The organism is Litchfieldella xinjiangensis, from assembly GCF_000759345.1.
GTDB lineage: Bacteria > Pseudomonadota > Gammaproteobacteria > Pseudomonadales > Halomonadaceae > Litchfieldella_A > Litchfieldella_A xinjiangensis.
On sequence record NZ_JPZL01000001.1, the window covers coordinates 57,954 to 81,865 of the forward strand.

The 23,912-nt window shown below is 59.1% G+C and carries 24 protein-coding genes; 20 read left to right on the forward strand and 4 right to left on the reverse strand.

Annotated features, from left to right (window positions below; all coding sequences use genetic code 11):
- The first annotated feature begins 127 nt into the window (after nt 1-127).
- From coxB to JH15_RS00230, 4 genes are read left to right on the forward strand one after another with little or no spacing between them, the layout of a single operon-like run.
- Entirely contained in the window at nt 128-1,240 is a 1,113-nt protein-coding gene (gene coxB, locus JH15_RS00215; protein ID WP_043525850.1) for a cytochrome c oxidase subunit II, read from the forward strand.
- 50 nt (nt 1,241-1,290) lie between these two features.
- Nucleotides 1,291-2,937, forward strand: coding sequence for a cytochrome c oxidase subunit I (ctaD, locus tag JH15_RS00220; protein WP_043525852.1), 1,647 nt, complete (start codon nt 1,291-1,293; stop codon nt 2,935-2,937).
- Between the two features lie 57 nt (nt 2,938-2,994).
- Complete coding sequence (locus tag JH15_RS00225; protein ID WP_043525854.1) at nt 2,995-3,561, forward strand: cytochrome c oxidase assembly protein; 567 nt, start codon at nt 2,995-2,997, stop codon at nt 3,559-3,561.
- On the forward strand, nt 3,558-4,418 hold the full coding sequence (locus JH15_RS00230; RefSeq protein ID WP_043525856.1) for a cytochrome c oxidase subunit 3: 861 nt from the start codon (nt 3,558-3,560) through the stop codon (nt 4,416-4,418). The genes JH15_RS00225 and JH15_RS00230 overlap by 4 nt, the downstream gene beginning before the upstream one ends.
- Nucleotides 4,419-4,465: 47 nt before the next feature.
- Here JH15_RS00230 and JH15_RS00235 read toward each other — a convergent pair whose 3' ends face one another.
- Nucleotides 4,466-4,657, reverse strand: coding sequence for a DUF2909 family protein (locus tag JH15_RS00235; RefSeq protein ID WP_081948798.1), 192 nt, complete (start codon nt 4,655-4,657; stop codon nt 4,466-4,468).
- 21 nt (nt 4,658-4,678) lie between these two features.
- Between JH15_RS00235 and JH15_RS00240 the strand changes: the two genes are divergently transcribed.
- The 13 genes from JH15_RS00240 (at nt 4,679) to ihfA (ending at nt 17,030) form a co-directional block, all read left to right on the forward strand.
- Nucleotides 4,679-5,419: an SURF1 family protein gene (locus JH15_RS00240; protein WP_052383819.1), complete on the forward strand. Its 741-nt coding sequence runs from the start codon at nt 4,679-4,681 to the stop codon at nt 5,417-5,419.
- The gene (locus JH15_RS00245; RefSeq protein ID WP_043525860.1) at nt 5,406-5,921 is read left to right on the forward strand and encodes a hypothetical protein; all 516 of its coding nucleotides are present in this window, start codon (nt 5,406-5,408) and stop codon (nt 5,919-5,921) included. The genes JH15_RS00240 and JH15_RS00245 overlap by 14 nt, the downstream gene beginning before the upstream one ends.
- An 85-nt stretch (nt 5,922-6,006) precedes the next feature.
- Complete coding sequence (locus tag JH15_RS00250; RefSeq protein ID WP_043525863.1) at nt 6,007-7,071, forward strand: COX15/CtaA family protein; 1,065 nt, start codon at nt 6,007-6,009, stop codon at nt 7,069-7,071.
- On the forward strand, nt 7,064-7,975 hold the full coding sequence (gene cyoE / locus JH15_RS00255; protein WP_043525865.1) for a heme o synthase: 912 nt from the start codon (nt 7,064-7,066) through the stop codon (nt 7,973-7,975). Before JH15_RS00250 ends, cyoE begins: the two co-directional genes overlap by 8 nt.
- A gap of 92 nt (nt 7,976-8,067) precedes the next feature.
- Complete coding sequence (locus tag JH15_RS00260; protein WP_043525867.1) at nt 8,068-8,544, forward strand: DUF2489 domain-containing protein; 477 nt, start codon at nt 8,068-8,070, stop codon at nt 8,542-8,544.
- Nucleotides 8,545-8,833: 289 nt separating this feature from the next.
- The gene (locus tag JH15_RS00265) at nt 8,834-9,721 is read left to right on the forward strand and encodes an OmpA family protein (RefSeq protein ID WP_043525868.1); all 888 of its coding nucleotides are present in this window, start codon (nt 8,834-8,836) and stop codon (nt 9,719-9,721) included.
- Between the two features lie 235 nt (nt 9,722-9,956).
- Nucleotides 9,957-11,855 carry a threonine--tRNA ligase gene (gene thrS / locus JH15_RS00270; RefSeq protein ID WP_043525871.1) on the forward strand — a complete coding sequence of 633 codons (1,899 nt, stop codon included), beginning with the start codon at nt 9,957-9,959 and terminating at the stop codon, nt 11,853-11,855.
- A gap of 37 nt (nt 11,856-11,892) precedes the next feature.
- Nucleotides 11,893-12,432: a translation initiation factor IF-3 gene (infC, locus tag JH15_RS00275; protein WP_269319778.1), complete on the forward strand. Its 540-nt coding sequence runs from the start codon at nt 11,893-11,895 to the stop codon at nt 12,430-12,432.
- Nucleotides 12,433-12,523: 91 nt separating this feature from the next.
- Nucleotides 12,524-12,718 (forward strand): 50S ribosomal protein L35, encoded by a 195-nt coding sequence (gene rpmI, locus JH15_RS00280; RefSeq protein WP_043525874.1) that lies wholly within the window; start codon nt 12,524-12,526, stop codon nt 12,716-12,718.
- A gap of 35 nt (nt 12,719-12,753) precedes the next feature.
- A complete protein-coding gene (gene rplT / locus JH15_RS00285; protein ID WP_043525876.1) occupies nt 12,754-13,107 on the forward strand; it encodes a 50S ribosomal protein L20 in 354 nt (117 codons plus the stop codon).
- A 141-nt stretch (nt 13,108-13,248) separates the two neighbouring features.
- Nucleotides 13,249-14,268, forward strand: coding sequence for a phenylalanine--tRNA ligase subunit alpha (gene pheS / locus JH15_RS00290; RefSeq protein ID WP_043525878.1), 1,020 nt, complete (start codon nt 13,249-13,251; stop codon nt 14,266-14,268).
- 33 nt (nt 14,269-14,301) lie between these two features.
- Entirely contained in the window at nt 14,302-16,683 is a 2,382-nt protein-coding gene (gene pheT, locus JH15_RS00295) for a phenylalanine--tRNA ligase subunit beta (protein WP_043525880.1), read from the forward strand.
- Nucleotides 16,684-16,724: 41 nt separating this feature from the next.
- Nucleotides 16,725-17,030 carry an integration host factor subunit alpha gene (ihfA, locus tag JH15_RS00300; RefSeq protein WP_043525883.1) on the forward strand — a complete coding sequence of 102 codons (306 nt, stop codon included), beginning with the start codon at nt 16,725-16,727 and terminating at the stop codon, nt 17,028-17,030.
- Nucleotides 17,031-17,148: 118 nt separating this feature from the next.
- Here ihfA and JH15_RS00305 read toward each other — a convergent pair whose 3' ends face one another.
- Nucleotides 17,149-17,352, reverse strand: a complete 204-nt coding sequence (locus tag JH15_RS00305; protein WP_043525885.1) for a DUF2788 domain-containing protein — start codon at nt 17,350-17,352, stop codon at nt 17,149-17,151.
- 135 nt (nt 17,353-17,487) lie between these two features.
- Here JH15_RS00305 and JH15_RS00310 point away from each other — a divergent pair, with 135 nt between their 5' ends.
- Nucleotides 17,488-17,952 carry a flavodoxin gene (locus JH15_RS00310; RefSeq protein WP_043525887.1) on the forward strand — a complete coding sequence of 155 codons (465 nt, stop codon included), beginning with the start codon at nt 17,488-17,490 and terminating at the stop codon, nt 17,950-17,952.
- Between the two features lie 5 nt (nt 17,953-17,957).
- A complete protein-coding gene (locus JH15_RS00315; RefSeq protein ID WP_231566349.1) occupies nt 17,958-18,326 on the forward strand; it encodes a hypothetical protein in 369 nt (122 codons plus the stop codon).
- Between the two features lie 105 nt (nt 18,327-18,431).
- On the opposite strand, the gene ppnN is transcribed toward JH15_RS00315, so the two are convergent.
- Nucleotides 18,432-19,796, reverse strand: a complete 1,365-nt coding sequence (gene ppnN / locus JH15_RS00320; RefSeq protein ID WP_043525890.1) for a nucleotide 5'-monophosphate nucleosidase PpnN — start codon at nt 19,794-19,796, stop codon at nt 18,432-18,434.
- Between the two features lie 164 nt (nt 19,797-19,960).
- Here ppnN and JH15_RS00325 point away from each other — a divergent pair, with 164 nt between their 5' ends.
- Nucleotides 19,961-20,896 (forward strand): LysR family transcriptional regulator, encoded by a 936-nt coding sequence (locus JH15_RS00325; protein WP_043525891.1) that lies wholly within the window; start codon nt 19,961-19,963, stop codon nt 20,894-20,896.
- A gap of 67 nt (nt 20,897-20,963) precedes the next feature.
- Here the strand turns inward: JH15_RS00325 and gcvP are convergent, their stop codons facing one another.
- The gene (gcvP, locus tag JH15_RS00330) at nt 20,964-23,858 is read right to left on the reverse strand and encodes an aminomethyl-transferring glycine dehydrogenase (protein WP_043525892.1); all 2,895 of its coding nucleotides are present in this window, start codon (nt 23,856-23,858) and stop codon (nt 20,964-20,966) included.
- Nucleotides 23,859-23,912 lie beyond the last annotated feature (54 nt).

Consider the following 23,912-nt stretch of genomic DNA (forward strand, 5'->3'; position numbering starts at 1 on the left):
ATATACAGATTGCCAGTCTGGAATTATCCCTTGTCAGGGGGCTTGCAATCTTCTTCTATAAGCGATAAGACACGTCTAATATGCCACCTGACGGCCGGTAGGCGAAGACAACTATAAGGAGGGGCCGATGCGTCGCAAGCTCGCGTTGATGACGGGTGCGGGATCGTTGTGTGGGGTAACGCCAGCCCTGGCCAACGGGTGGAACATGCCTGTTGGCGTCACGGATGTCAGTCGCGATATCCACTCGCTGCACATGACCATCTTCTGGATATGTGTAGTGATTGGTGTCGTGGTCTTTGGCGTGATGTTTTACTCCTTGCTGCGCTTCCGGCGTTCAAGACACACCGACTCGGCCAACTTTCACGAAAACACTACCGTCGAGATCCTCTGGACGACCGTCCCCTTGCTCATTCTCGTGGGCATGGCCCTGCCTGCCACAGCGACCTTGCGTCAGATGTACGACACGTCCGAAGCCGATCTTGATGTCATGATCACCGGGCAGCAATGGCGTTGGCGCTATGAATACCTCGGTGAGGACGTTGGGTTCACCTCAAGCCTCAGCACGCCCCGGGCGCAGATCACGGGGGAGGAGGAACGTCAGGAGCACTACCTCCTCGAGGTGGATGAACCCCTGGTGTTACCGGTCGGGCGGAAGGTGCGCTTCCTGATGACAGCCGATGACGTGATCCACTCCTGGTGGGTTCCCGAACTCGCCGTGAAGCAGGACACCATTCCAGGCTTCGTCAACGAGAATTGGGTCCGTATCAACGAGCCGGGCATCTACCGTGGCCAATGCGCGGAGTTGTGTGGCAAGGATCATGCTTTCATGCCCATTGTGGTGCATGCCATGGAAAGCGATGAATTCGATACCTGGCTGGCCGATCGGAAGGAAGCTGCTGCCCAGGAGGCACTGGGTGTCGATCGCGAATGGGCGCTCGATGAGCTGATGGAGCGAGGCGAACAAGTCTACAACTCAGTGTGTGCGTCCTGCCACCAGGTGGATGGCTCGGGGTCGGAGCCCGCCTTCCCGGCGCTTGCCGGTAACGAACAACTTCTCTCGGATGTCGAGTTTCATATAGACGTGGTTCTGAATGGTGTTCCGGGTACGCCCATGGCGGCTTACCGTAACAACATGAACCCCGTCGAGCTTGCCTCCGTAATCACCTACGAGCGCAATGCCTGGGGGAACGAAACCGGGGATGCGGTTCAACCGTCGGAAATCCAGAGTCGGCTCGAGTAGCGCCGACCCGGGGTTTTCCTCTTGAATCATCACCTTACAGGAGATTTCCGATGGCCTTGAATCAGCTACCCAAGCCGACACCGCAGCACAGCACGGCGACCGCAGCAGGCGGTGTCGCCGAAGAGACTCATGATCATCACGACCAGCCGCCACGCGGTGCCCTGCGCTGGCTGTTGACGACCAATCACAAGGAGATCGGGAGTATGTACCTGATCTTCTCGTTGACGATGTTCTTCATCGGCGGCATTTTCGCGCTGGTGGTCCGGGCGGAGCTATTCCAGCCGGGCTTGCAGCTGGTGCAGCCCGAATTCTTCAATCAGATGACCACCATGCATGGGCTGATCATGGTCTTTGGGGCCGTGATGCCTGCCTTCGTTGGCCTGGCCAACTGGATGGTCCCCCTTCAGGTAGGCGCGCCGGACATGGCGTTGCCCCGACTCAACAACTTCAGCTTTTGGCTGCTGCCAGTGGCGTTCACGCTGTTGTTGTCGACCCTGCTGATGCCCGGCGGCGGCCCCAATTTCGGCTGGACCTTCTATGCTCCGCTGTCGACGACCTATGGGCCGCCGTCCACGACCTTCTTCATCCTGTCGCTGCACATTGCCGGGATCAGTTCCATCCTGGGTGCCATCAACATCATCGCGACCATCCTCAACATGCGCGCACCAGGCATGCGCATGATGGACATGCCGCTGTTCGTATGGACCTGGCTGATCACGGCATTCCTCTTGATTGCGGTCATGCCGGTACTCGCCGGGGTCATCACCATGATGCTAATGGATATCAATTTCGGCACCAGCTTCTTCACAGCAGCCGGTGGCGGTGATCCTGTACTGTTTCAGCATCTGTTCTGGTTCTTTGGCCATCCCGAGGTCTACATCATGATCCTGCCTGCGTTCGGGATCGTGTCGGCCATTATCCCGACCTTCGCACGTAAGCCACTGTTTGGGTACGCCTCGATGGTTTATGCCACGGCATCCATCGCCATACTCTCGTTCCTGGTCTGGGCGCACCACATGTTCGTGGTCGGGATGCCGTTGGTGGCCGAATTGTTCTTCATGTACACCACCATGTTGATAGCGATCCCCACCGGGGTGAAGGTATTCAACTGGATCGCCACGCTATTCCGTGGATCGATCACTTTCGAAACCCCGATGCTGTTTGCGCTGGCTTTCGTGGTGCTGTTCACCATTGGTGGCTTTTCTGGATTGATGTTGGCCATTTCGCCTGCGGACTTCCAGTATCACGATACCTACTTCGTCGTCGCGCACTTCCATTACGTTCTCGTGCCGGGGGCTGTCTTCTCCATCATGGCCGCAGTCTACTACTGGCTGCCGAAGTGGACGGGGCACTACGCCGACGAGCGTCTGGGACAATGGCATTTCTGGACCTCGGTCATTGGTGTCAACCTGACGTTCTTCCCGATGCACTTTTCCGGCTTGGCGGGCATGCCCCGCCGGATTCCCGACTACTCGCTGCAGTTCGCTGACTTCAACATGGTTTCGAGCCTCGGGGCGTTCATGTTCGGTGCCTCTCAGTTGATCTTCGTCTGGGTGATCATCAAATGCGTGCGCGGCGGTGTGAAGGCGCCCGCGCAAGCCTGGGAAGGGGCAGGGGATCTCGAATGGACGGTACCGAGCCCGGCACCGTTGCATACCTTCGAGACACCACCGGAATTCAAGCCGACCAGCCACTGAATGCGTCGCCGCTGGCCTTGTCAAGACAGGGGCAGCGGCCGGCCAGGGAGGCATCAGATGACGCCAGTTCAGACGACAGTATCACGCACGGTCCTTGCCCTGATTGGTATGTTTGCCTTCGCCTTTGCGCTGGTGCCCTTGTATGACGTCTTTTGTCAGGTGACGGGGCTCAACGGCAAGGTGGACAACACAGCGAAGGCGATACTCAGCGAAGAGGTCGACGCATCGCGATATATCAACGTGCAATTCGTGACCCGCTCGGGGAGCGGCCTACCCTGGCGACTGGATGTCGAGAACCGGCAGGTGCAAGTCCATCCAGGGCAGGCAACGGAGGTAGACTTCACATTCAGCAACCTGGGCGGAAAGACCATCACCGGACGTGCGATACCGAGCGTATCCCCATCCGAGGCCAGCCCGTACCTTCGCAAGGTGCAGTGTTTCTGCTTCGAAGAACAGCGCCTGGAGGCGGGGGAGCGGGTCACGATGCCCCTGGTGTTTCAGTTGACACGGGACCTGCCAGCCAATGTGCATACGGTGACGCTGGTCTATACGTTGTATCCCGTTGCTGATGAACAATCACAACGACAGGCTGCGCGAACGCCTGTTTCAGGAGGTGAAGCATGAGTGGTGGCAGCTACTACGTACCCGCATCCAGCAAGTGGCCGGCACTCGGCTCGGCGGCCGTCGGGCTGATGATGGTCAGCCTCGGGGCGGTACTGGTCCATGGCCAGGGCGCACTTTTCATGACGATCGGGCTCGTGGCCGTTCTGGCCGTGATGTGGTTCTGGTTTCGTGACGTGGTCAAGGAGTCGCGCCAAGGGCTTTACGATGCTCAGATGGACCGTTCGTTTCGTTGGGGAATGGGATGGTTCATCTTTTCGGAAATCATGTTCTTTGCCGCCTTCTTCGGGGCCTTGTTCTACGTCCGGACCTTCAGCCTACCGTGGCTGGACGGAGAGGGCGCCAAGGGGGTCGCCTCATTGCTATGGCCGGATTTCACGGCCAGCTGGCCCTTGTTGAACCCGCCAGGGGAGAACGTGGTCGGCCCGCTCGAGGTCGTGAGCCCGTGGCAGCTGCCCCTGGTCAACACCATCTTCCTGATTAGCTCCAGCATCACGCTGACCATTTCCCACGAAGCATTGAAAGAAGGGCATCGCGCCACAGCGCGCAACTGGTTGATCGGTACGCTGGCGCTTGGCGTCTGCTTCCTGATCGTGCAGGGCATCGAATACTACGAAGCGTATACACATTACGGAATAACGTTGGAAGCGGGGATCTACGGTTCCACTTTCTTCCTGCTCACCGGCTTCCACGGCCTGCACGTGACGATCGGTGCCATCACCCTGGCCGTGTTGCTGGCGCGCCTGTTGAAAGGTCACTTCACGCCCGACGATCATTTCGCCTTCGAGGCGGGTGCGTGGTATTGGCACTTCGTGGATGTGGTTTGGATCGGGCTGTTCCTGTTCGTTTACGTTTTCTGATGCAGTGATCTGCGCCTGGGCTGGAATGGCCTCTCACGTATCCAGCCTCAGGCACCCAGGTCGCCGATATAGAATCCATACAACAACAGGGCCAGCAGCAGGGTAGCCAGGGCGACACGCGCCTTGAGCGAGGTGAGGACGCGACGCGAGCGACTTTGGTCGCGTAGCAGAAAACCTGCACCCGCCGCCAGACTGGTCACCATGGCCAGGAAGACGACGGCGATCAACGCTTTAAGCATGACGAACTCCATGAGGATGATGTGAACAGTTCAAGCAAGGCAGGGCGTCATGTCAAGCGAGTTGGGTTGTGGTGGGGATTCTGGAGTTGCCTCGTTATCGTTGGGGTGGCCTTGGGCCTATGGCAATGGGAGCGTGCCGACATGAAACGGGCCTACCTGGAGCGGCTCGACAACGCCCCTGTGCTTGAGTCGCCTTCAGCCCCGCCGCCCGAGGGGGCCCATATCATCTTGCAGGGTGAATACCTCGCCGAGCATACGCTATTCCTGGATAACCGCACTGTAGGTGGTCAGTTAGGCGTTGCGGCGCTCACGCCGCTGCAGGATGACAATGGCCGGCTGTGGCTGATTCAGCGAGGGTTCCTCCCGACGGGCGCGACACGCGATACGCCCACGGTTGAAACGCCCAGCGGCCAAGTCAATCTGGAAGGCCGTTGGCAGAACGATGGCGATAGACCACCCATCTTCGGTGCAGTGCGCGAAGGGCAGCGACTGCAGCGCATCGATACAGAAGCGTGGCCGGAGCTTGGAGGCTTTGCTTACCAGGGTTGGGTGCATCTGGAGCAGGGCGAGGGGGCCCTGCAAGCGTGGTGGGAGCCCAACGTCATGCCGCCCCAGCGCCATGTCGGTTATGCCTTTCAATGGTGGGGACTGGCGGCTGCAGCGTTTGCGATGATGGTGATCGGGCACCGTCACTTGGGTCGCGAGCTAAGGACACAACCGGGACAGGTTCCGGCAGGGAGGAGTATCGATGAGCAAGACTAACCGGCAATACCTCAAATTAGTTGCCTTGTTCAGTGTCTTTGCCGCGCCTATGGCCGTTGCCTGGGGCATGGTCGAATGGCGGATCGGCATACCGGACTCACGCACGGCACATGGCACGCTCGAGCCAGGCATACCCCAACTCCGTGATTGGCCATTGGCTGAAGTGCCGCAAGGTTTGGAAGGCGATGATTGGGTTCTGGCCTTCGATTGCACTGAAGGATGCGAGGCGATTGCCGATCGGTGGTGGCGGGTCCACCGCGCCCTGGGACGTGAAGCGCCCCGAGTGACTCGCCTCAGGGTCGGCGGTGACGTGGCGTCCCTGCCGGGTGAACATGTGGTGGATTGGCGGGCCGATAGTGTTCCGGCATGGCAGCAGCCAGGGCACGTCTGGCTTCTGGATCCTCAGGGCAGGGTATTGTTGGCCTATGCCTCCACGACCGATCCGGCCGATGTACTTGACGATATCAACCATGTATTGCGAAGGAATCCCGATAGCCCTTGATGCGCTCGGCCATCAGCGAGGCTATCTGCTTCATGAACAAGGAATAGTGACGTGGCATGCGCAGCGCAAGCGAGGAGGCGGCAGCATGACTATGAGAGAGGGACGGCTTCCCCTGCTGGTGCGGCTGAGTCTGGTCGGCGTGTGTTTCACCGTGGTGGTAATTCTTGTCGGTGCCTGGACGCGATTGTCCGATGCGGGCCTGGGGTGTCCCGATTGGCCTGGGTGTTACGGCCAGTTTGTCGTTCCCGATGCGGGGACCGCCGAATTACATACCCCGGACGCGCCTCTTGAATCCGCCAAGGCCTGGGTCGAGATGAGCCACCGCTACATTGCAACGGCGCTGGGCTTGCTCGTGCTAGGGCTTGTTTGGCTGGGGGCACCGCTCAGGCGTGAAAAGGGCTACCCATGGGGCGTCTCCCTGGCACTGCTTGGCATGATCCTGCTGCAGGGCGCTTTTGGTGCTTATACCGTTACCTTGAAGCTATGGCCTCAAGTAGTCACCCTCCATCTTCTGGGCGGGCTTACGGTCATGCTGCTGTTTCTATGGCTGCATTTACGGCTTCGACAATACCTCACCGGCCGTTCACATTTCGGTTGGCTCCGCGCCCCTCGGCGCCTCACTCCCTTATGGGGCGCTGCCATTGTCCTGCTCGTCTTGCAGTTGGCGCTTGGAGGGTGGACGACCAGCAACTATGCAGGCATTGCTTGTCAGGGTTTTCCTACTTGTAACGGGCAATGGTGGCCCGATACCGATTGGAGCGAAGGATTTCACCTCACTCAGACGGTTGGCCCCAATTACTTGTTTGGCCAGTTGCACGCCGAAGCTCGCGCAACGATCCACTTCGCGCATCGGCTCGGGGCAATCGTGCTTGGCTTGCTGATCGTATTGCTTTATTGGCGATATGCACGTGAGTCGCACATGCGGTTGCCTCTGCTCGCGTTATTGGCGAGTTATGTCAGTCAGGTCGCGCTAGGCATCGCCAATGTCCTGTTATGGCTCCCGCTTGGCCTGGCGCTGCTGCATACCGCAGGTGCCGTCATGGTAACGATCGCCATGGCATTTTGTCTCTGGCAGTGGCGTCATGGCTCGATATTGAGCCGTTTCAGCTCCAGCAAGCCCATCGATAGTGGAGGTATCGCCCATGCGTAATGCAACGATCGGGTCAATCGAGGGCCTTGTAACACCTGCCTGGCGGGACCTTCTGGCCTTGTGCAAGCTACGTGTGGTCGTGGTGATGCTGGTATGTGCCTTGGTGGGTATGGCCCTGGCGACACCTGCGTTGCCGCCTCTGGATTCAGTGATCTTCGGCCTTGCCGGGATTGGACTGACGGCCAGCGGTGCAGCGGCCTTCAATCACGTGCTCGATAGACGTCTCGATAAATTGATGTTGCGTACTTCTCGTCGACCGCTTGCGACACAGCGCCTGCCAACATCGCTTGCCCTGGCCTGGGCAACACTGCTCTCCTTGGCGGGGGTTGGGCTTTTACTTTGGCAGGTCAACGCCCTGACGGCCTGGCTGACACTCGCCTCGTTGATTGGGTATGCCCTGATCTATACGGCTTTTCTGAAGCGGGCTACGCCACAGAACATCGTGATCGGCGGGTTGGCAGGGGCTGCACCGCCCTTGCTTGGCTGGACTGCGGTGACCGGCCAACTGGGCCCCGAGCCGCTGTTGCTGGTATTGATCGTGTTTGCATGGACGCCTCCGCACTTCTGGGCACTGGCCATTCACAAGCGTGACGAGTACGCCCAGGCCGGGGTGCCCATGCTGCCTGTGACCCATGGCGATGCCTTCACCCGGCTGCAGGTGTGGTTGTATGGCTGGTTGACGGTGGCAATCACCATGCTTCCATTCGTAATCGGGATGAGTGGGCTGGTCTACCTCGTGGGTGCCATGGCTTTGAACATGCGTTTCATGGTCTGGAATTGGAAAGTCTGGCGTGGCCAGGATCCCAAGGCGCCCATCGGGGCGTTCTGGTTCTCGATTCGATATATCCTGGGGATATTCGCCGTTCTGCTGCTGGATCACTACGCCTTTGCCTGGATTGTCTAGATGGTGGGGGTGCCTTGCTGAACCGAGGGCGACTCAGTATGGTTCAGCGACGCGGTTTACCCATCCTGCATTCCCAATGAAAGGCTGCCCCCATGAGTGACACTCTTGCCCTGGTGTTGTTGTGCATCGCGCTGGCCGTCGTGGCTGCCCTGATGGTCTATGCATGGTCGCTTTGGCGAGAGGTGCGGCGCAGGCAAGCGTTCCGGCGTGATGAAGCCCAGCGTGCCAATGACAACTGTCTGGAAAGTCTCGATGCAATAGCCAGCGCCATGGTCCACGAGCAGGTCGACCTGACCGAAGGGGCTCTGCGTTGCAAGGTCTTGCTCGAAATTATCGATCCCGCCCTGCTGGAGCGCGATAGCTTCAATGTCTTCGTTATCATCCATGAGCGAACTGCCCATTTACATACGCATTCCGCCCGCAAGGCACTGAAGCCACGTGAACGCATGCTGGAAGATCGCCAGCGTGTCGCGATCGAGAACGATCATCGTGAGGCGTTGCTGGCGGCGGCCAGGGCAGTTCTGGTGTTCCGCAAGGAGTGGCCGCAGAGTCTGGATGCACAGGGGTGAGGCGACCTTGATCGTTTACCGGCGCCATGCCCTCTCTTCGTTATACAAATCCTGTGCGGTTCGCGCCATTTGCAACACTTTAACAATTCCCCCATTCTGGTCCGGTACCTATGATGTTGATCTTATTTATGTGGCATCATGTGTTACGCGAGAAAAGCACTAGCTGAAAGGCTGATCCTGTGCTTTCTTTGCGAAGGAGGTTGGGCCATTTCTTCTCGCCTGCCTGGGTCAATGGACCTGCCGAGTCACGAAGAATTGCGACAAGCGCTGTGTTAAGAAGGAGTCTTACATGAAGAAATCAACAACTGGCTTGATGCTTGGTTCCGCACTGGTGGTAGGCCTGTCTGGCTGTGCCACTCAAGGGGGTCAGGGGGGGCAACCGGCTGGTCAATCGAGCACTTCTGCCACGAGCGGTGGAAATGCCTGGTACCAGCATCCTGCCGTATGTGGTCTGGCTGGTGGCCTGATTGGCGGTAGCATCGGCTACGCGACCAGCAGCCAGTCCGACGAGGACAGAGGTGTTGCCACCGGCGGGACCGCCGGCGCGGCGATTGGTGCACTGTTGTGTGCCGACCGTTCACCGGCACCGGTCGAGCCTCAGTGCCCGACTTATGGGGACGTCCCGGCTGGCGTCGCTACCGATGCCCAGGGTTGCCCGCTGGATTCCGACGGTGACGGCGTACCCGATTATCGCGATCAGTGCCCAGGCACGCCGGCAGGTGTTGAAGTCAACGCCGAAGGTTGCCCGCTGGATTCCGACGGTGACGGCGTTCCCGATTTCCGTGACCAGTGCCCCGGTACACCGGCCGGCACCGAAGTCAACGCTCTGGGCTGCCCGGATAGCGTGGTCCTGCGCGACGTCAATTTCGAATTCGACTCCGCACAGCTGACCCAGCAGGCTCAGCAGGTTCTCGACGGTGTGGCGGAACGCCTGGTAGCCAACCCGGACGTTCGTGTGAGCATCGAAGGTCACACCGACGCCGTGGGTCCTGCCGATTACAACCAGCGCCTGTCTCAGCGTCGTGCAGAATCGGTCGTCGATTACCTGGCATCCCAGGGTGTCGAGCGTGATCGCATGCGCGCCCGTGGTTTCGGCGAAGAGCGTCCGGTTGCCTCCAACGAGACCGATGCAGGTCGCGCCGAGAACCGTCGCGTCGAGCTCGACGAGTGGGACTGATCGTTCGCATTTGATCGAACTCAGCTAGACGCGGCTTGCCGCGACTATCAGGGAGCCTTCGGGCTCCCTGGTTTCGTTTTGGGGGCACGGGTGGACGGCAAAAGTTCGTGCTGCTAATGTTCGCCCCTTGCGGCATGACCGCCGTCGTACCGTTCCTTCATGGGTACGACCTTTCACCACTGCCTGCGACATGTGAGCCCTGGTATGGCTCACCACTGCGCTAAAGGAATCTGCAATGCCTATCGTGACACTGCCGGACGGCAGCCAGAGAGAATTCGACGCCCCGTTGAGCGTCATGCAACTGGCCGAGTCCATTGGCCCCGGTCTGGCCAAGGCCTGCGTTGCCGGCAAGATCGACGGTAAACTGGTCGATGCTGCGGACATCATCGATCATGATGCCGAGGTTTCCATACTGACCGCCCGCGACCCGGAAGGCGTCGAGATCATTCGCCATTCCTGTGCCCATCTCATTGGGCATGCGGTCAAGCAGCTCTATCCGGACGCCAAGATGGCGATCGGCCCCGTCATCGACGACGGCTTCTATTATGATATCGATTTCGGTCGCTCGGTGACGCCGGACGATCTCGAGGCGATCGAGCAACGCATGAAAGCGTTGATCGACAAAGGGTACGATGTCGTGCGCGAATACGTCGGTCGCGACCAGGCCCTGGCTGCCTTCGAAAACCGCGATGAGCCCTACAAGCAGGAGATCGTCAAGGAGATACCGGCCGGCGAAACCATTCGCCTGTATCACCACGAAGAGTACACCGATATGTGTCGTGGGCCGCATGTGCCCAACACACAGCACCTGAAAGCCTTCAAGTTAACCAAGTTGGCCGGGGCCTATTGGCGAGGCAATGCCGAGAATCCCATGCTGACCCGGATCTACGGCACCGCCTGGGCCGACAAGAAGCAGCTCAAGGCCTATCTTCAGCGCCTCGAAGAGGCCGAGAAGCGCGACCACCGAAAGCTGGCCCGCAAGCTCGACTTCTTCCATATGCAGGAAGAAGCGCCTGGGATGGTGTTCTGGCATCCGCGTGGGTGGACCCTTTGGCAGACGGTCGAGCAATACATGCGTAACGTCTACAAGGAGGGCGGTTACCAGGAGATCCGTTGCCCTCAGGTCATGGACGTTTCGCTATGGAAGAAGTCGGGGCATTGGGACAATTACGCGGAGAACATGTTCTTCACCGAGTCCGAAAAGCGCGAGTATGCGCTCAAGCCCATGAACTGCCCGGGGCATGTCCAGGTCTTCAACTCAGGCCTGCGCAGCTACCGTGAGCTACCGGTGCGTTACGGTGAGTTCGGTGGCTGTCATCGTAACGAGCCGTCAGGCGCCCTGCATGGCATCATGCGGGTCAGGGCCTTCACCCAGGATGACGGTCACGTCTTCTGCACCGAGGCACAGATCGAGCCGGAAGTCACCGCGTTCCATCGTCAGGCGCTCAAGGTCTACAGCGACTTCGGTTTCGATGACATTGCCGTGAAGATCGCGTTGCGCCCAGAGAAGCGGCTGGGGAGTGATGATGTATGGGATCGGGCCGAGGCGGCCTTGCGTGGTGCGCTCTCCGCCTGCAATGTAGAATGGCAGGAACTGCCCGGTGAGGGCGCTTTCTATGGTCCCAAGATCGAATACCATATGAAGGATTGCCTGGGCCGTGAATGGCAGGTCGGCACCATGCAGGTCGATTTCATGATGCCGAGCCGCTTGGGCGCGCAATACGTGACCGAGGAGGGCGATCGCAAGGCGCCTGTCATGCTGCATCGGGCGATCGTTGGTTCGATGGAACGTTTCATTGGTATCCTGATCGAACACTACGCTGGCGCCATGCCGCTGTGGCTCGCTCCGCTGCAGTCGGTAGTGCTCAATATCACCGATGCGCAGCGTGAATATGCGCTTCAGCTCGAGCAGCGTTTGCAGAAAATCGGTCTGCGCGTCAAGGCGGACTTGAGGAATGAGAAGATCGGCTTTAAAATCCGGGAACATACGTTGCAGAAAGTTCCCTATCTCTTGGTAGTTGGAGATAAGGAAGTCGAATCTGGCTCTGTTGCCGTGCGTACTCGCAGCGGTGAGGATCTCGGGACCATGAAGGTCGACGACCTTATCGCCCGGTTGGACGCCGAGCGGGTATAACGACAACGACAACGTCAACCAACACGGAGATGTAACGATCAAGCGAAATAATCAGCGTGGGCGCCCCCAAGACAAGCGTCCCCCAATGAATGACCGTATCAGCGAAGACGAAGTCCGCCTCATCGGTGCCGAAGGGGAACAGCTCGGCATCGTCTCCACGCGCGAAGCGCTGGAACAGGCCGAAGCGGCTGGTATGGATCTCGTGCAGATCTCCAATGCCGATCCGATCGTTTGCAAGATCATGGATTACGGCAAGTTCGTCTTCGAGCAGAAGAAGCAGAAGGCTGCTCAGAAGAAGAAAACCAAGCAGATCCAGGTCAAGGAAGTCAAATTCCGGCCGGGTACCGACGAGGGGGACTATCAGGTCAAGCTTAAGAACCTGATACGCTTCCTCGAAGGTGGCGACAAGGGCAAGGTCACGTTGCGGTTTCGTGGACGTGAAATGGCACACCAGGATATCGGCCGTCGGTTGATGGAGCGGATTGCCAAGGATCTCGAGGAAATCGCGACCGTCGAGTCCTTCCCCAAGATGGAAGGACGTCAGATGATCATGATCGTTGCCCCCAAGAAGAAGTGATCCGAAGGCAAGTGAACGGGTAGCCGGCGACCAGTACAGTCGGCGGCTACCGGCCTTGGGTTTTCTGAAGATAATGAGCGGAGTTGATCTCATGCCGAAAATCAAGAGTAACAGTGGCGCTGCCAAGCGCTTCAAGAAGACGGCCAACGGCTTCAAGCACAAGCAGTCGTTTCGTAGCCACATCCTGACCAAGAAGACCACCAAGCGTAAGCGCCAGCTGCGCGGCACCAAGCTGATTCACGACGCCGACAAGGCGCTGATCCAGCGTATGCTGCCCAACCTGTAAGCTTGGTAGCCTTTATTTAACGTCAGGAGAAAGTTATGACTCGTGTCAAGCGTGGTGTGGTGGCGCGTCGCCGTCACAAGAAGATCCTCAAGCAAGCCAAAGGTTACTACGGTGCTCGCTCGCGCGTTTTCCGCGTAGCCAAGCAGGCGGTCATCAAGGCGGGTCAGTATGCGTACCGTGACCGTCGCCAGCGCAAGCGTCAGTTCCGCGCGCTGTGGATTGCCCGTATCAATGCTGCAGCCCGTCAGAACGGCCTGTCTTACAGCCGTTTCATCGCTGGCCTGAAGCAGGCGGGTATCGAGATCGACCGTAAGGTCCTCGCTGATCTGGCAGTGCATGAAAAAGCGGCCTTTACCGCCATCGTCGAGAAGGCCAAGGCTGCTCAGTAAGTGATTGGCCAATGAACCCTGCGTCCTGATTCGGGCAAAGGGCTCATGACCTCGCAGGGGGAAGAGCAGCCGCTCTTCCCCCTATTTTTTTGATCCGTTTTGACGGCCCGGCGTCGATCGAAACGTGTTGGAGCAGAACGGATGGACGATCTATCCACGTTGGTCGACGAGGCGCGTTCCGCCATCGAATCTGCCGAGGATCGGCAAGCGCTAGATGAGGTGCGGGTTCGCTATCTCGGTAAGAAAGGCGAAATCACCGCATTGCTGAAAGGCTTGGGCAAGTTGCCGGCGGACGAGAGGCCGGCGGCGGGTGAGCGTATCAACCAGGCCAAGCAAACCCTGGGGCAGGAGCTCGACAACCGCAAGCAGGTACTGGAAAAAGCCGCACTCGATGCTCGGCTCGCGGCTGAGACACTTGACGTCACCTTGCCGGGCCGGGGCCAGTCCAATGGCGGCTTGCATCCTGTCACGCGAACTCTGGAGCGTATCGAAGGGTTATTCACGCGCATCGGCTTCGATGTGGCGGTGGGTCCTGAAATCGAGGACGACTACCACAATTTCGAAGCCCTCAACATTCCTGCGCAGCATCCTGCACGCGGCATGGCCGACACCTTCTACTTCGATGCCACGCGGCTGTTGCGTACCCACACGTCGCCGGTACAGGTGCGCACGATGAAGTCGGTGGAGCCGCCGATTCGCATCGTCTGCCCGGGACGTGTCTATCGCAGTGACTCGGATCTGACCCATACACCGATGTTCCATCAGGTGGAGGGTCTGTTGGTCGATGAGGATGTCAGTTTTGCAGACCTCAAGGGGACCATCGAGGACTTCCTCAAGGCGTTCTTCGAGCGTGATGAATTGTCGGTACGCTTTCGGCCTTCCTATTTCCCGTTTACCGAGCCATCCGCCGAGGTCGATATCCAGTGCGTGATGTGCCAAGGCGAAGGGTGCCGTGTGTGCTCGCACAGCGGTTGGCTCGAAGTCATGGGCTGCGGCATGGTGCATCCCGAGGTGTTCCGCCATTCGGGGATCGATACCGAGCGATACAAAGGGTTCGCGTTTGGCATGGGTGCCGAACGATTGGCCATGCTGCGTTACGGGGTCAACGATCTTCGTTTGTTCTTCGAGAATGACCTGCGCTTCCTGCGTCAGTTTGCCTGATCGCATCGACCCACACAGAACACAGGAACACACATGAAATTTTCAGAGCAGTGGTTGCGCGAATGGGTCTCGCCGCAACTGACGCCCCAGGAACTGGCCGACCAGGTCACCATGGCCGGGCTCGAGGTCGATGCCGTCGAGCCCGTTGCAGAGAGTTTCTCTGGCGTGGTGGTGGGCCATGTACGCCGCAAGGTACAGCATCCCGACGCCGACAAGCTCAGTGTCTGCGAAGTCGATGACGGTAGTGGGGAGGTCGTTCAGGTCGTTTGTGGTGCCCCCAACGTCGCTGAAGGGCAGAAAGTGCCCTTTGCGAGGGTTGGCGCTGTCCTGCCCGGCGATTTCAAGATCAAGCGCGCCAAGCTGCGTGGTCAGGAGTCTCGCGGCATGATCTGCTCGGCCTCGGAGCTCGGGCTGGAGGAAGGCACATCGGCCGGTATTCTCGAATTGCCGGCTACCGCGCCGGTGGGGGAAGACTTTCGTGCCTGGATGGGGCTCGAAGACACGACCATCGAAGTGGACCTGACCCCCAATCGTGGTGACTGCCTGAGCCTCAAGGGCCTCGCTCGTGAAGTTGGCGTCCTCAATCGTTTGGCCGTCCAGGGGCCGGCGATCGAACCCCAATCGGTGACTCACGAGACACGATTCGAGATCAACGTCAGTGATCCCGAGCGCTGTCCGCGCTATGTCGGCCGTGTCATCAAGGGGGTCGACGTCACGGTGGAAACCCCGCTCTGGATGGTCGAGCGGTTGCGTCGTAGCGGTATTCGCAGTATCGACCCCGTGGTGGATGTCACCAATTACGTCATGCTCGAGCTGGGCCAGCCAATGCATGCGTTCGATCTGGCCAACCTGTCGCAAGGCATCGAGGTGCGACTGGCGCGCGCTGGCGAGCGCTTGACCTTGCTCGATGGCCAGGACATCGCGCTACGCGATTCGACCCTGGTTATCGCCGACAGCCGAGGCCCACTCGCGATTGCCGGCATCATGGGCGGCGAACACTCGGGTGTTACAGCTACCACGCGCGACATCTTCCTTGAATCCGCCTTTTTTACACCCTTGGCGGTGGCGGGACAGGCGCGCGCCTACGGCTTGCATACCGATGCCTCGCATCGATTCGAGCGGGGGGTAGATCCAGCCCTGACGGCAGTCGCCGTCGAACGAGCCACTGCCCTGTTGCGTGAGATTACCGGTGGGGAAGCGGGCCCCATCCTCGACGTGACCAGCCAGGCCCACATGCCGGCGCCGCGACAGGTCACATTGCGTAGTGCCCGGCTGGAGCAGGCACTAGGCATGCCTTTCGAATCGTCCCTTGTCGTCGATATTCTCGAGCGGCTCGGGATGGCTGTCACGACGGCCCCGGAGGGCTGGACGGTCGATGCGCCGAGCTGGCGTTTTGATATTTCCATCGAGGAAGACCTGATCGAGGAGCTGGCACGTATCCATGGATACAACCGCCTTCCTGTCAGGCGGCCGTCAGCTCGCCTGGCCCTCAGGGCGGACGACGAGCGTCGTCAGCCCCAGGCGCGTCTGCGTGGCCAGATGGTTGCACGTGGATATCAGGAAGCGATCAGCTATAGCTTCGTGTCGCCTGAGCTCCAGCGCTTGCTAATGCCCGATGCCGTGTCACCGCGTCTTGCCAATCCTATCTCCAGCGATATGGCCGTCATGCGCGCCAGCCTCTTCCCGGGATTGATCAAGGCACTGGAGCATAATCTCAATCGACAGCAGAGCCGTGTGCGCCTGTTCGAGACGGGGTTGGTCTTCAATGGAGAGCTCGACTCGCTCACTCAGACGGGCATGCTGGGTGGCCTGGCATGTGGCCCTCGCGAGCCGGAGGGCTGGGCTGGAAGCCGTGAGTCGGTCGACTTCTACGACGTAAAGGGCGATCTCGAAACGCTATTTGCCCTTGGTGGCAACGCCGATGCCTGGCGGTTCGAGCCCGGTCGCCATAGTGCGCTGCATCCTGGGCAGACGGCGCGTGTGCTTCATGACGGAGAGGAAGCCGGATGGATCGGCACGCTGCATCCGGCGGTGCGTGCCGAGTTGGGGCTCAAGGTCGACGCCGTGCTGTTCGAAGTTCGGCTGGATTACCTGGTCCAGGGTAAGCTACCGGCGTTCTCGGCCTTGTCTCGCTATCCCGAGGTGCGTCGCGACCTGGCATTGCTGGTCGACGATTCGCTTCCGGTGCAGCATCTACTCGATAGTATTCGCTCTCATGCGGGTGAATGGCTCACCGAGTTGCGCCTGTTTGACGTCTATCGCGGAAAAGGCGTTGAAGAGGGCGATAAGAGTCTTGCACTGGGCTTGACCTGGCAGCATCCATCGCGCACGCTTAATGACGATGAAATCAACCAGTTAGTCGATGCAATCGTCACCGAGTCGGGACAGCGCTTCGGCGCTCGGCTGCGAAGCTAAATCAGGTTTCCAGACAGGCGACGATCAACGAGGGCATGAGCATGGGTGCGTTGACCAAGGCGGAGCTTGCCGAGCATCTTCATATTGAACTGGGCCTTTCGAAGCGAGAGGCCAAGTCGATGGTGGAGACGTTCTTCGAGGAGATACGCGGATGTCTTCGCGAGAACGAGCAGGTCAAGCTCTCGGGGTTCGGTAACTTCGACCTGAGGGATAAGCGTGAGCGGCCCGGTCGTAACCCCAAGACGGGTGAAGAGATCCCCATTTCTGCCCGTCGGGTGGTGACGTTTCGTCCGGGCCAGAAGCTCAAGGGGCGTGTCGAGGAATTCGATGGGCCCCTCGAGCCCTGACTCCTGCCTGGTTCAGCGGTTCAAGCCAAGCCTTCAAACCTCAAGAGGCGCCCATTTGGGCGCCTCTTGAGTTAGCAGTAAAGTACGCATCACTAGCCTGCTGTAGGGGCCAGAGACCTCAAACGCCTTTCTCCATGAGGTAGGTCACCACGACCTTGAACACGTACCCCAGCATGCCGGCACCAAGCACCACGAATAGCATCGCCGTGCCGAACTTTCCCGCATTCGATCGACGTGCCAGATCCCAGATGATGAAACACATGAACAAGATCAAGCCGCCGATCATGACAGGGGTGATCCAAGCTTCGAAAGTTTCGCGCATGATCGCTCCAGACACAAAAAGGGGGAGTATAGCGAGGATGGTGGTCGACTGCAGCGCGGTCGGTGGCAGCTGAGCGAATGTGAGCACGCAGGTGACTGTGTTAACATCACGAAAATTCCCCAGCCAATACTGATCATGCCAACGCTCAAGATATTTGTCGGTACCATGTACGGTGGCGCGCTCGACGTCGCAGAACAAGTGAAGCCTCTCTTCGAGCAAGCTGGGTACGCCGTGCACATCTACGACCAGCCCACGCTTGACGACTTGACCTCTCCCTTGCCTGATCTGACCCTCTTCTGCTGTTCGACGACAGGAAGTGGAGACTACCCGGGTAACATCGTGCCCCTGACCCGCGCCATCAGTGAGAAAGGCCCATCACTGGCCGAGTTGCGCTATGGAATGATCGCCATGGGCGATAGCTCGTATGGGGAGACGTTCTGTGGCGCAGGTCGCAAGCTGGATGCGCTGTTGGAGGACCATGGCGCCAAGCGGCTGGGGGAGCGCCTCGAGATCGATGCCATGGAAACCTTCATGGCAGACGATGCGGCATTGCCCTGGGTGGAAGCCTGGATCGCCGAAGAGAATCTCAGCCATACATGATGGGGATGCAGCCAACCGCTGAACGGCTCAGCGTGATGCTGGGGCTGGTAGCGACCATGTTGTTGACCGTGCCTCGTTATCTGGCGGAAGGGCACGATACACGGTTATCGCTGATCGTGATGGCTATTGTCGTACTGGCTGCTGTCAGTATCGTGCACTGGCGAATGCTTTCGGAGCGTGAAGTCTCACGGCTCAAGCCGCTGCTGCGCCGGTTACTGCTTGCCTTGCTCGCTGGGGGAGGAGTGATGGCATTGTGGCACCTCGTTACAACAACTGGCGAGGCTTGGCCACGTATTGTGTCTCATGGTGCAGCGGCCGGCTTGTTGCTTCACGTCATTGCCATGCGTTGGAAGCCGGTACCAGACGTTAGGTGAGCAGTGTGTCGTCGCTTTATCCGTTATTGGCTTAGCAGGTAGCACAAACATCGGCGGCCCATGGGCCGCCGATGTTGCATGCTCAGACCGATATCGACACGTCGATCAGGTCAGGGTATAGCAGGGGACATAGGCACTCCCCGGCAATTTCATCCGGCCCTGGGCCACGAACGAATTGAGCAGGTCGTCGAGCCGGGTCATCAATTCGGCTTCTGCATGCAAGCGGAAGGGGCCTTCGGCTTCGATCGCCTTGATCCCGGCTTCCTTGACGTTACCCGCGACGATCCCCGAGAACGCACGGCGCAAATTCGCTGCGAGTGTATGTACCGGTTGGTCGCGATGCAAAGCCAGGCCGGCCATGGCCTGATGGTTGGCTTCGAACGGTTCCTGGAAGTCTCGCTGGATGTTCAGTCGCCAGTTGTAGTAGAACGCGTCTTGATGCGCACGGCGGAACTCGGCGACTTCATCGATCCCCTCGAGCATGGCGCGTGCCACCCCAGCCGGGTCGTCGATAATGATGCGATAGCGATTACGCGCTTCATCGCCCAGGGTATACGCCAGGAATTCATCGATGCGCTTGAAATAATCTGCTGAACTCGCAGGGCCGGTGAATATGACGGGGAAGGGCATGTCACGATTGTCGGGATGCAGGAGAATACCCAATAAGTAGAGGATTTCCTCAGCCGTACCGACCCCGCCGGGAAAGACGATGATGCCATGCCCGACACGTACGAAGGCCTCCAGGCGCTTCTCGATATCAGGCATGATCACCAGTTCGTTGACGATCGGGTTGGGTGATTCCGCAGCGATGATGCCGGGTTCGGAAATCCCCAGATAACGACCGCCATAGCGTCGCTGCTTGGCGTGGGCGACGTTGGCGCCTTTCATGGGGCCTTTCATGGCGCCAGGACCGCAGCCGGTGCAGATATCCATGTCTCGCAGGCCCAGGTGATAGCCGACGTCCTTGGTATATTCGTACTCTTCGCGATTGATCGAGTGACCGCCCCAGCACACGACCAGGCTGGGATCGCGAGACGGCTTGAGTGCACCGGCCTTGCGCAGGATATGGAAGATCGCGTTGGTGGTACCTTCGCCGGTATTCAGGTCGAAGCGGTGCTGGGTCTGGATCTCGTTGTAGACGTAGACGATATCCCGTAGCACGGCCGAGAGCAGCTCGCGGATCCCCCGGATCATCTTGCCATCGACGAAGGCCTCGGCGGGGGCATGGGTCAGTTTGAGGCGTATGCCGCGGTCCTGCTGAAGTACCTCGATGTCGAAATCGCGGTATGTCTCCATGACCTGGCGTCCGTCATCGGTAGGCGTACCACAGTTCAGCACGGCCAGGGCACATCGACGCAGTAGATCATGCAGACCCTTGGCCGAAGTGTCTCGAAGACGATTGACTTCATGCTGCGACAGGACTTCGAGGCTTCCCTCGGGGGAGAGTATGGTCGAGATGGTTTCGGGCACGGCGACTTTCCTTGGCAAAGCGACATTCCTTCGTCAGGCACTGTTTCAGGCATGCTATCACGTCCCCACGGGGCTAGGCAGCGCTGTGTAAATGATTGAATCCTGTTAAACTCGGTAGCTTGCGTACGTGCAAGTCACCTGGTCAACGAGTGGATTGATGCTCCATGTTCAACGCCCAGTATTTTCGCACTTTCATCACACTGGTCGAGACCGGTAGCTTCACGCACACCGCACGGCGGCTGGACATGACCCAACCAGGGGTCAGCCAGCATATACGCAAGCTCGAACAGTATCTGGAAAAGCCGCTGCTCAATCGGCAAGGGCGCAAGTTCGCGCTCACCGAGACCGGTCGGCGTGCCTATGAGTATGCGGTCAAGCTATTTGCCGAGCATGAACATTTTCGTCACTCCCTGGATAATGATTCGCTTGATTCGGGGGACTGTCGAATCGCCTCACCGGGTAGTGTGGGGTTGATGTTCTATCCGTTCATTCTCGGCTATCAGCAGATGTATCCGGGCCTGACCGTCAGCTACAGTTTTGCCTTCAATCACGAGATCGTCCAGGACGTCCTGGCGGGCCGTTATGACCTGGGTATCGTCAACGACGTCAGCCGCCACCCTGAATTGAATCACGACCCGTGGCACCAGGAACCGTTATGCCTGGTGGTACCCGCCGATTTCACCGGGACCACGCTCAACGACCTGCTGGGCCTGGGATTCATGAACTACTCCGACGGCATCAATAATGCCAGTCAGTTGTTGCGTGCCAATTTCGTCGGTGAGTTCAGGTCCATGAGCCATTTCCCCTTGCAGGGCTACACCAATGAAGTTTCCATGGTGCTGGATGCCGTCGCTCGCGGCTTGGGCTTTACTGTCATCTCCCGCCTGGTGCTGGAAACCTCGCCTTGGCAACGTCAGGTCAAGGAAATTGCCCTGCCTCATCCCGTGCATGAGACGCTGCATATAGTCACCCCCCGCGGGGTAGACCTACCTCGGCGTTACGTTCAGCTATTGGAGGACTTCCGCCAACACCGGCGGCATGCCTTGTACGGGTACGCGGAAGAGCCCGGGCTGGAAACGCTTGGCGAAACGCCACGTTAGTTACACCGACTCAATATGAAAATCCCGGCTATGGCCGGGATTTTCAGTTCTAAGCTCGTCACTGCGCTCAGTCGCGATAGTCATCGATGCTTGGGCATGAGCATATTACCTGCCGATCCCCGAACACATTGTCGACCCGGTTGACCGAGGGCCAGTATTTGGCCGCCTTTGCAGCGGCTGAAGGGAAAGCCCCCGTTTCCCGTGTATACGGGCGCGACCAGGCGTCATCCATCAAGTCGGCCATGGTATGCGGGGCATTGACCAGGGGGTTGTCTTCAGCAGGCCACTCTCCGCTCTCCACGCGTGCGATTTCTTCACGGATGCCGATCATGGCATCGCAGAAGCGATCTATTTCATAACGCGACTCGGATTCGGTGGGCTCGATCATCAGCGTGCCCGGCACCGGGAAAGACATGGTCGGGGCATGGAAGCCGTAATCCATCAAACGCTTGGCGATATCTTCTTCCGAGATACCTGACGTGGTTTTCAGCGGGCGGATATCGATGATGCACTCATGGGCGACAGTGCCGTTGATTCCCTTGTAGAGCACGGGGTAATGGCCATCGAGCCGCTGGGCGATGTAGTTGGCATTCAGGATGGCCAGTTCCGTTGCTTCACGCAGCCCGCGTGCCCCCATCATCTTGATATAGGCCCAGGAGATGGGAAGGATGGAGGCACTGCCGAAAGCAGCCGCGGACACGGCACCGCATTCCGGTCGAACCCCATCGATGGGAGTGACCACATGGTTCGAGACGAAGGGCGCCAGATGCGACTTGACACCGATCGGGCCCATGCCCGGGCCGCCACCCCCATGAGGAATACAGAACGTCTTGTGCAGATTCAGGTGTGAAACGTCGCCTCCGAAATCGCCCGGGCGCGCCAGGCCGACTTGCGCGTTCATATTGGCCCCATCGATGTACACCTGCCCGCCATGCGCATGGACGATGTCGCACGCTTCGCGAATCGCTTCCTCGAACACGCCATGTGTCGACGGGTAGGTGAGCATGATGGCCGAAAGGTTCTCGCTGTGCTGCTCGGCTTTGGTGCGTAGATCGTCAATATCGATGTTGCCGTTCTTGTCGCATTCCACGACGACGACCTTCATTTGCGCCATGGCAGCGGACGCGGGGTTGGTACCGTGGGCAGAGCTGGGAATCAGGCAGATGTCACGGTGCCCTTCACCCTGCGCGGCCTGATAACGACGGATGGCCACCAAGCCCGCGTACTCTCCCTGAGCCCCCGAGTTGGGCTGCATGGAGATATGCTCATACCCGGTGATTTCAACCAGGAATGCAGCCAATTCGCCGATCATCTGCTTATAGCCTGCCACCTGCTCCTGCGGTGCGAAAGGATGCACATTGGCGAACTCGGGCCAGGTGATGGGAATCATCTCGCTGGTCGCGTTGAGCTTCATGGTGCACGATCCGAGCGGGATCATGGCATGCGTCAGCGAAAGATCCTTGTTCTCGAGGCGCTTCAAGTAACGCAGCATCTCGGTTTCACTGCGATAGCGCCTGAAGGTGGGGTGCGTCAGGAAATCGCTTTCGCGCAGGCAGTCCGAGGGAATGCCGCTAATGTCCTGCGCAATAATCGCCTCGTCCAGCGCGGCGATCGACAAGTCGTGTTCTTCGCCAATCAGGACATCGAACAATACGGCCAAGTCTGCCGCCGTCGTGGTTTCATCCAGGCTGACGCCGATATCGCCACCGTCGAAATAGCGCAGGTTGATCTCGTGGGTCATGGCTCGGCCGTGCACCTTGCCGGCATCGATTCCGGTCAGGCGCAGGGTATCGAACCAGCTGTCATGGACCAGACGGACCCCTTTGCGGGCCAGGCCTTCAGCGAGCAACGTCGTCAGGCGATGGATGCGAGAGGCAATGGTGCGCAAGCCCTCCGCACCATGGTACACCGCATAGAACCCGGCGATATTGGCAAGCAGGGCCTGGGCTGTACAGATATTCGAGGTGGCCTTCTCGCGACGGATGTGTTGCTCGCGCGTCTGCATGGCCATGCGCAGCGCGGGTGCGCCGCGACTGTCCTTGGAGACGCCAATGATGCGCCCGGGTATAGAGCGCTTGAGCTTGTCCGTGGTAGCGAAGAATGCGGCATGAGGTCCGCCATAGCCCATGGGGACCCCGAATCGCTGGGTATTGCCAACGACGATGTCAGCGCCCATGCGGCCCGGTTCCTTGAGTAATACCAGGCTCATGATATCGGCGGCCACGCACGTCATGATGCCTTTTTCGGAAGCGGCAGCCAGCAGGGGAGCGAGGTCGTGGACCTGACCGCTTTCCCCGGGATACTGTAATAACGCCCCGAAGACGTCATGCCGTGCCAGTTCGGACGCGGGAGCGATGATTAGCTCGAAACCGAAGTAGTGGGCCCGCGTGCGTACCACATCGAGTGTCTGGGGCAGGATATCGTTGGCGATGAAAAAGGCGTCGCTCTTCGACCGCTTGTTGGCACGCTTGCACAGCGCCATGGCTTCGGCCGCCGCCGTCGCTTCGTCGAGCAGCGAGGCGTTGGCCAGCTCCATGCCGGTCAGGTCCATGACCATTTGCTGGAAGTTGAGCAGTCCTTCGAGGCGGCCTTGCGCAATCTCTGGCTGATAGGGCGTATAGGCTGTATACCAGCCCGGATTTTCCAGCACGTTACGCTGGATCACCGCGGGCAAGTGCGTCGAATGGTACCCCTGGCCGATATAGGTCTTGAATACTTTGTTCTGCCGCGCCAAACGCTTGAGGTAGTCCAGCGCTTCGGCTTCGGAGCGAGGCGCATCGAGGCCAAGCTCCTGCTGGAGCCTGATACCTGACGGGACCGTTTTTTCGATCAACGCATCGATCGAATCGAGACCGAGTGTATGAAGCATATGCTCGACATCGTCGGCACGCGGGCCGTTGTGACGGGCAATGAAAGCATCGTGGCCGGTCAGGTCGGCCAGGCGGCGGTTATCGAGAGCCATGGGATACCTGCGAATATGTCGGAGCGGTCAAGCTCACATAGACTACGGGTTCAG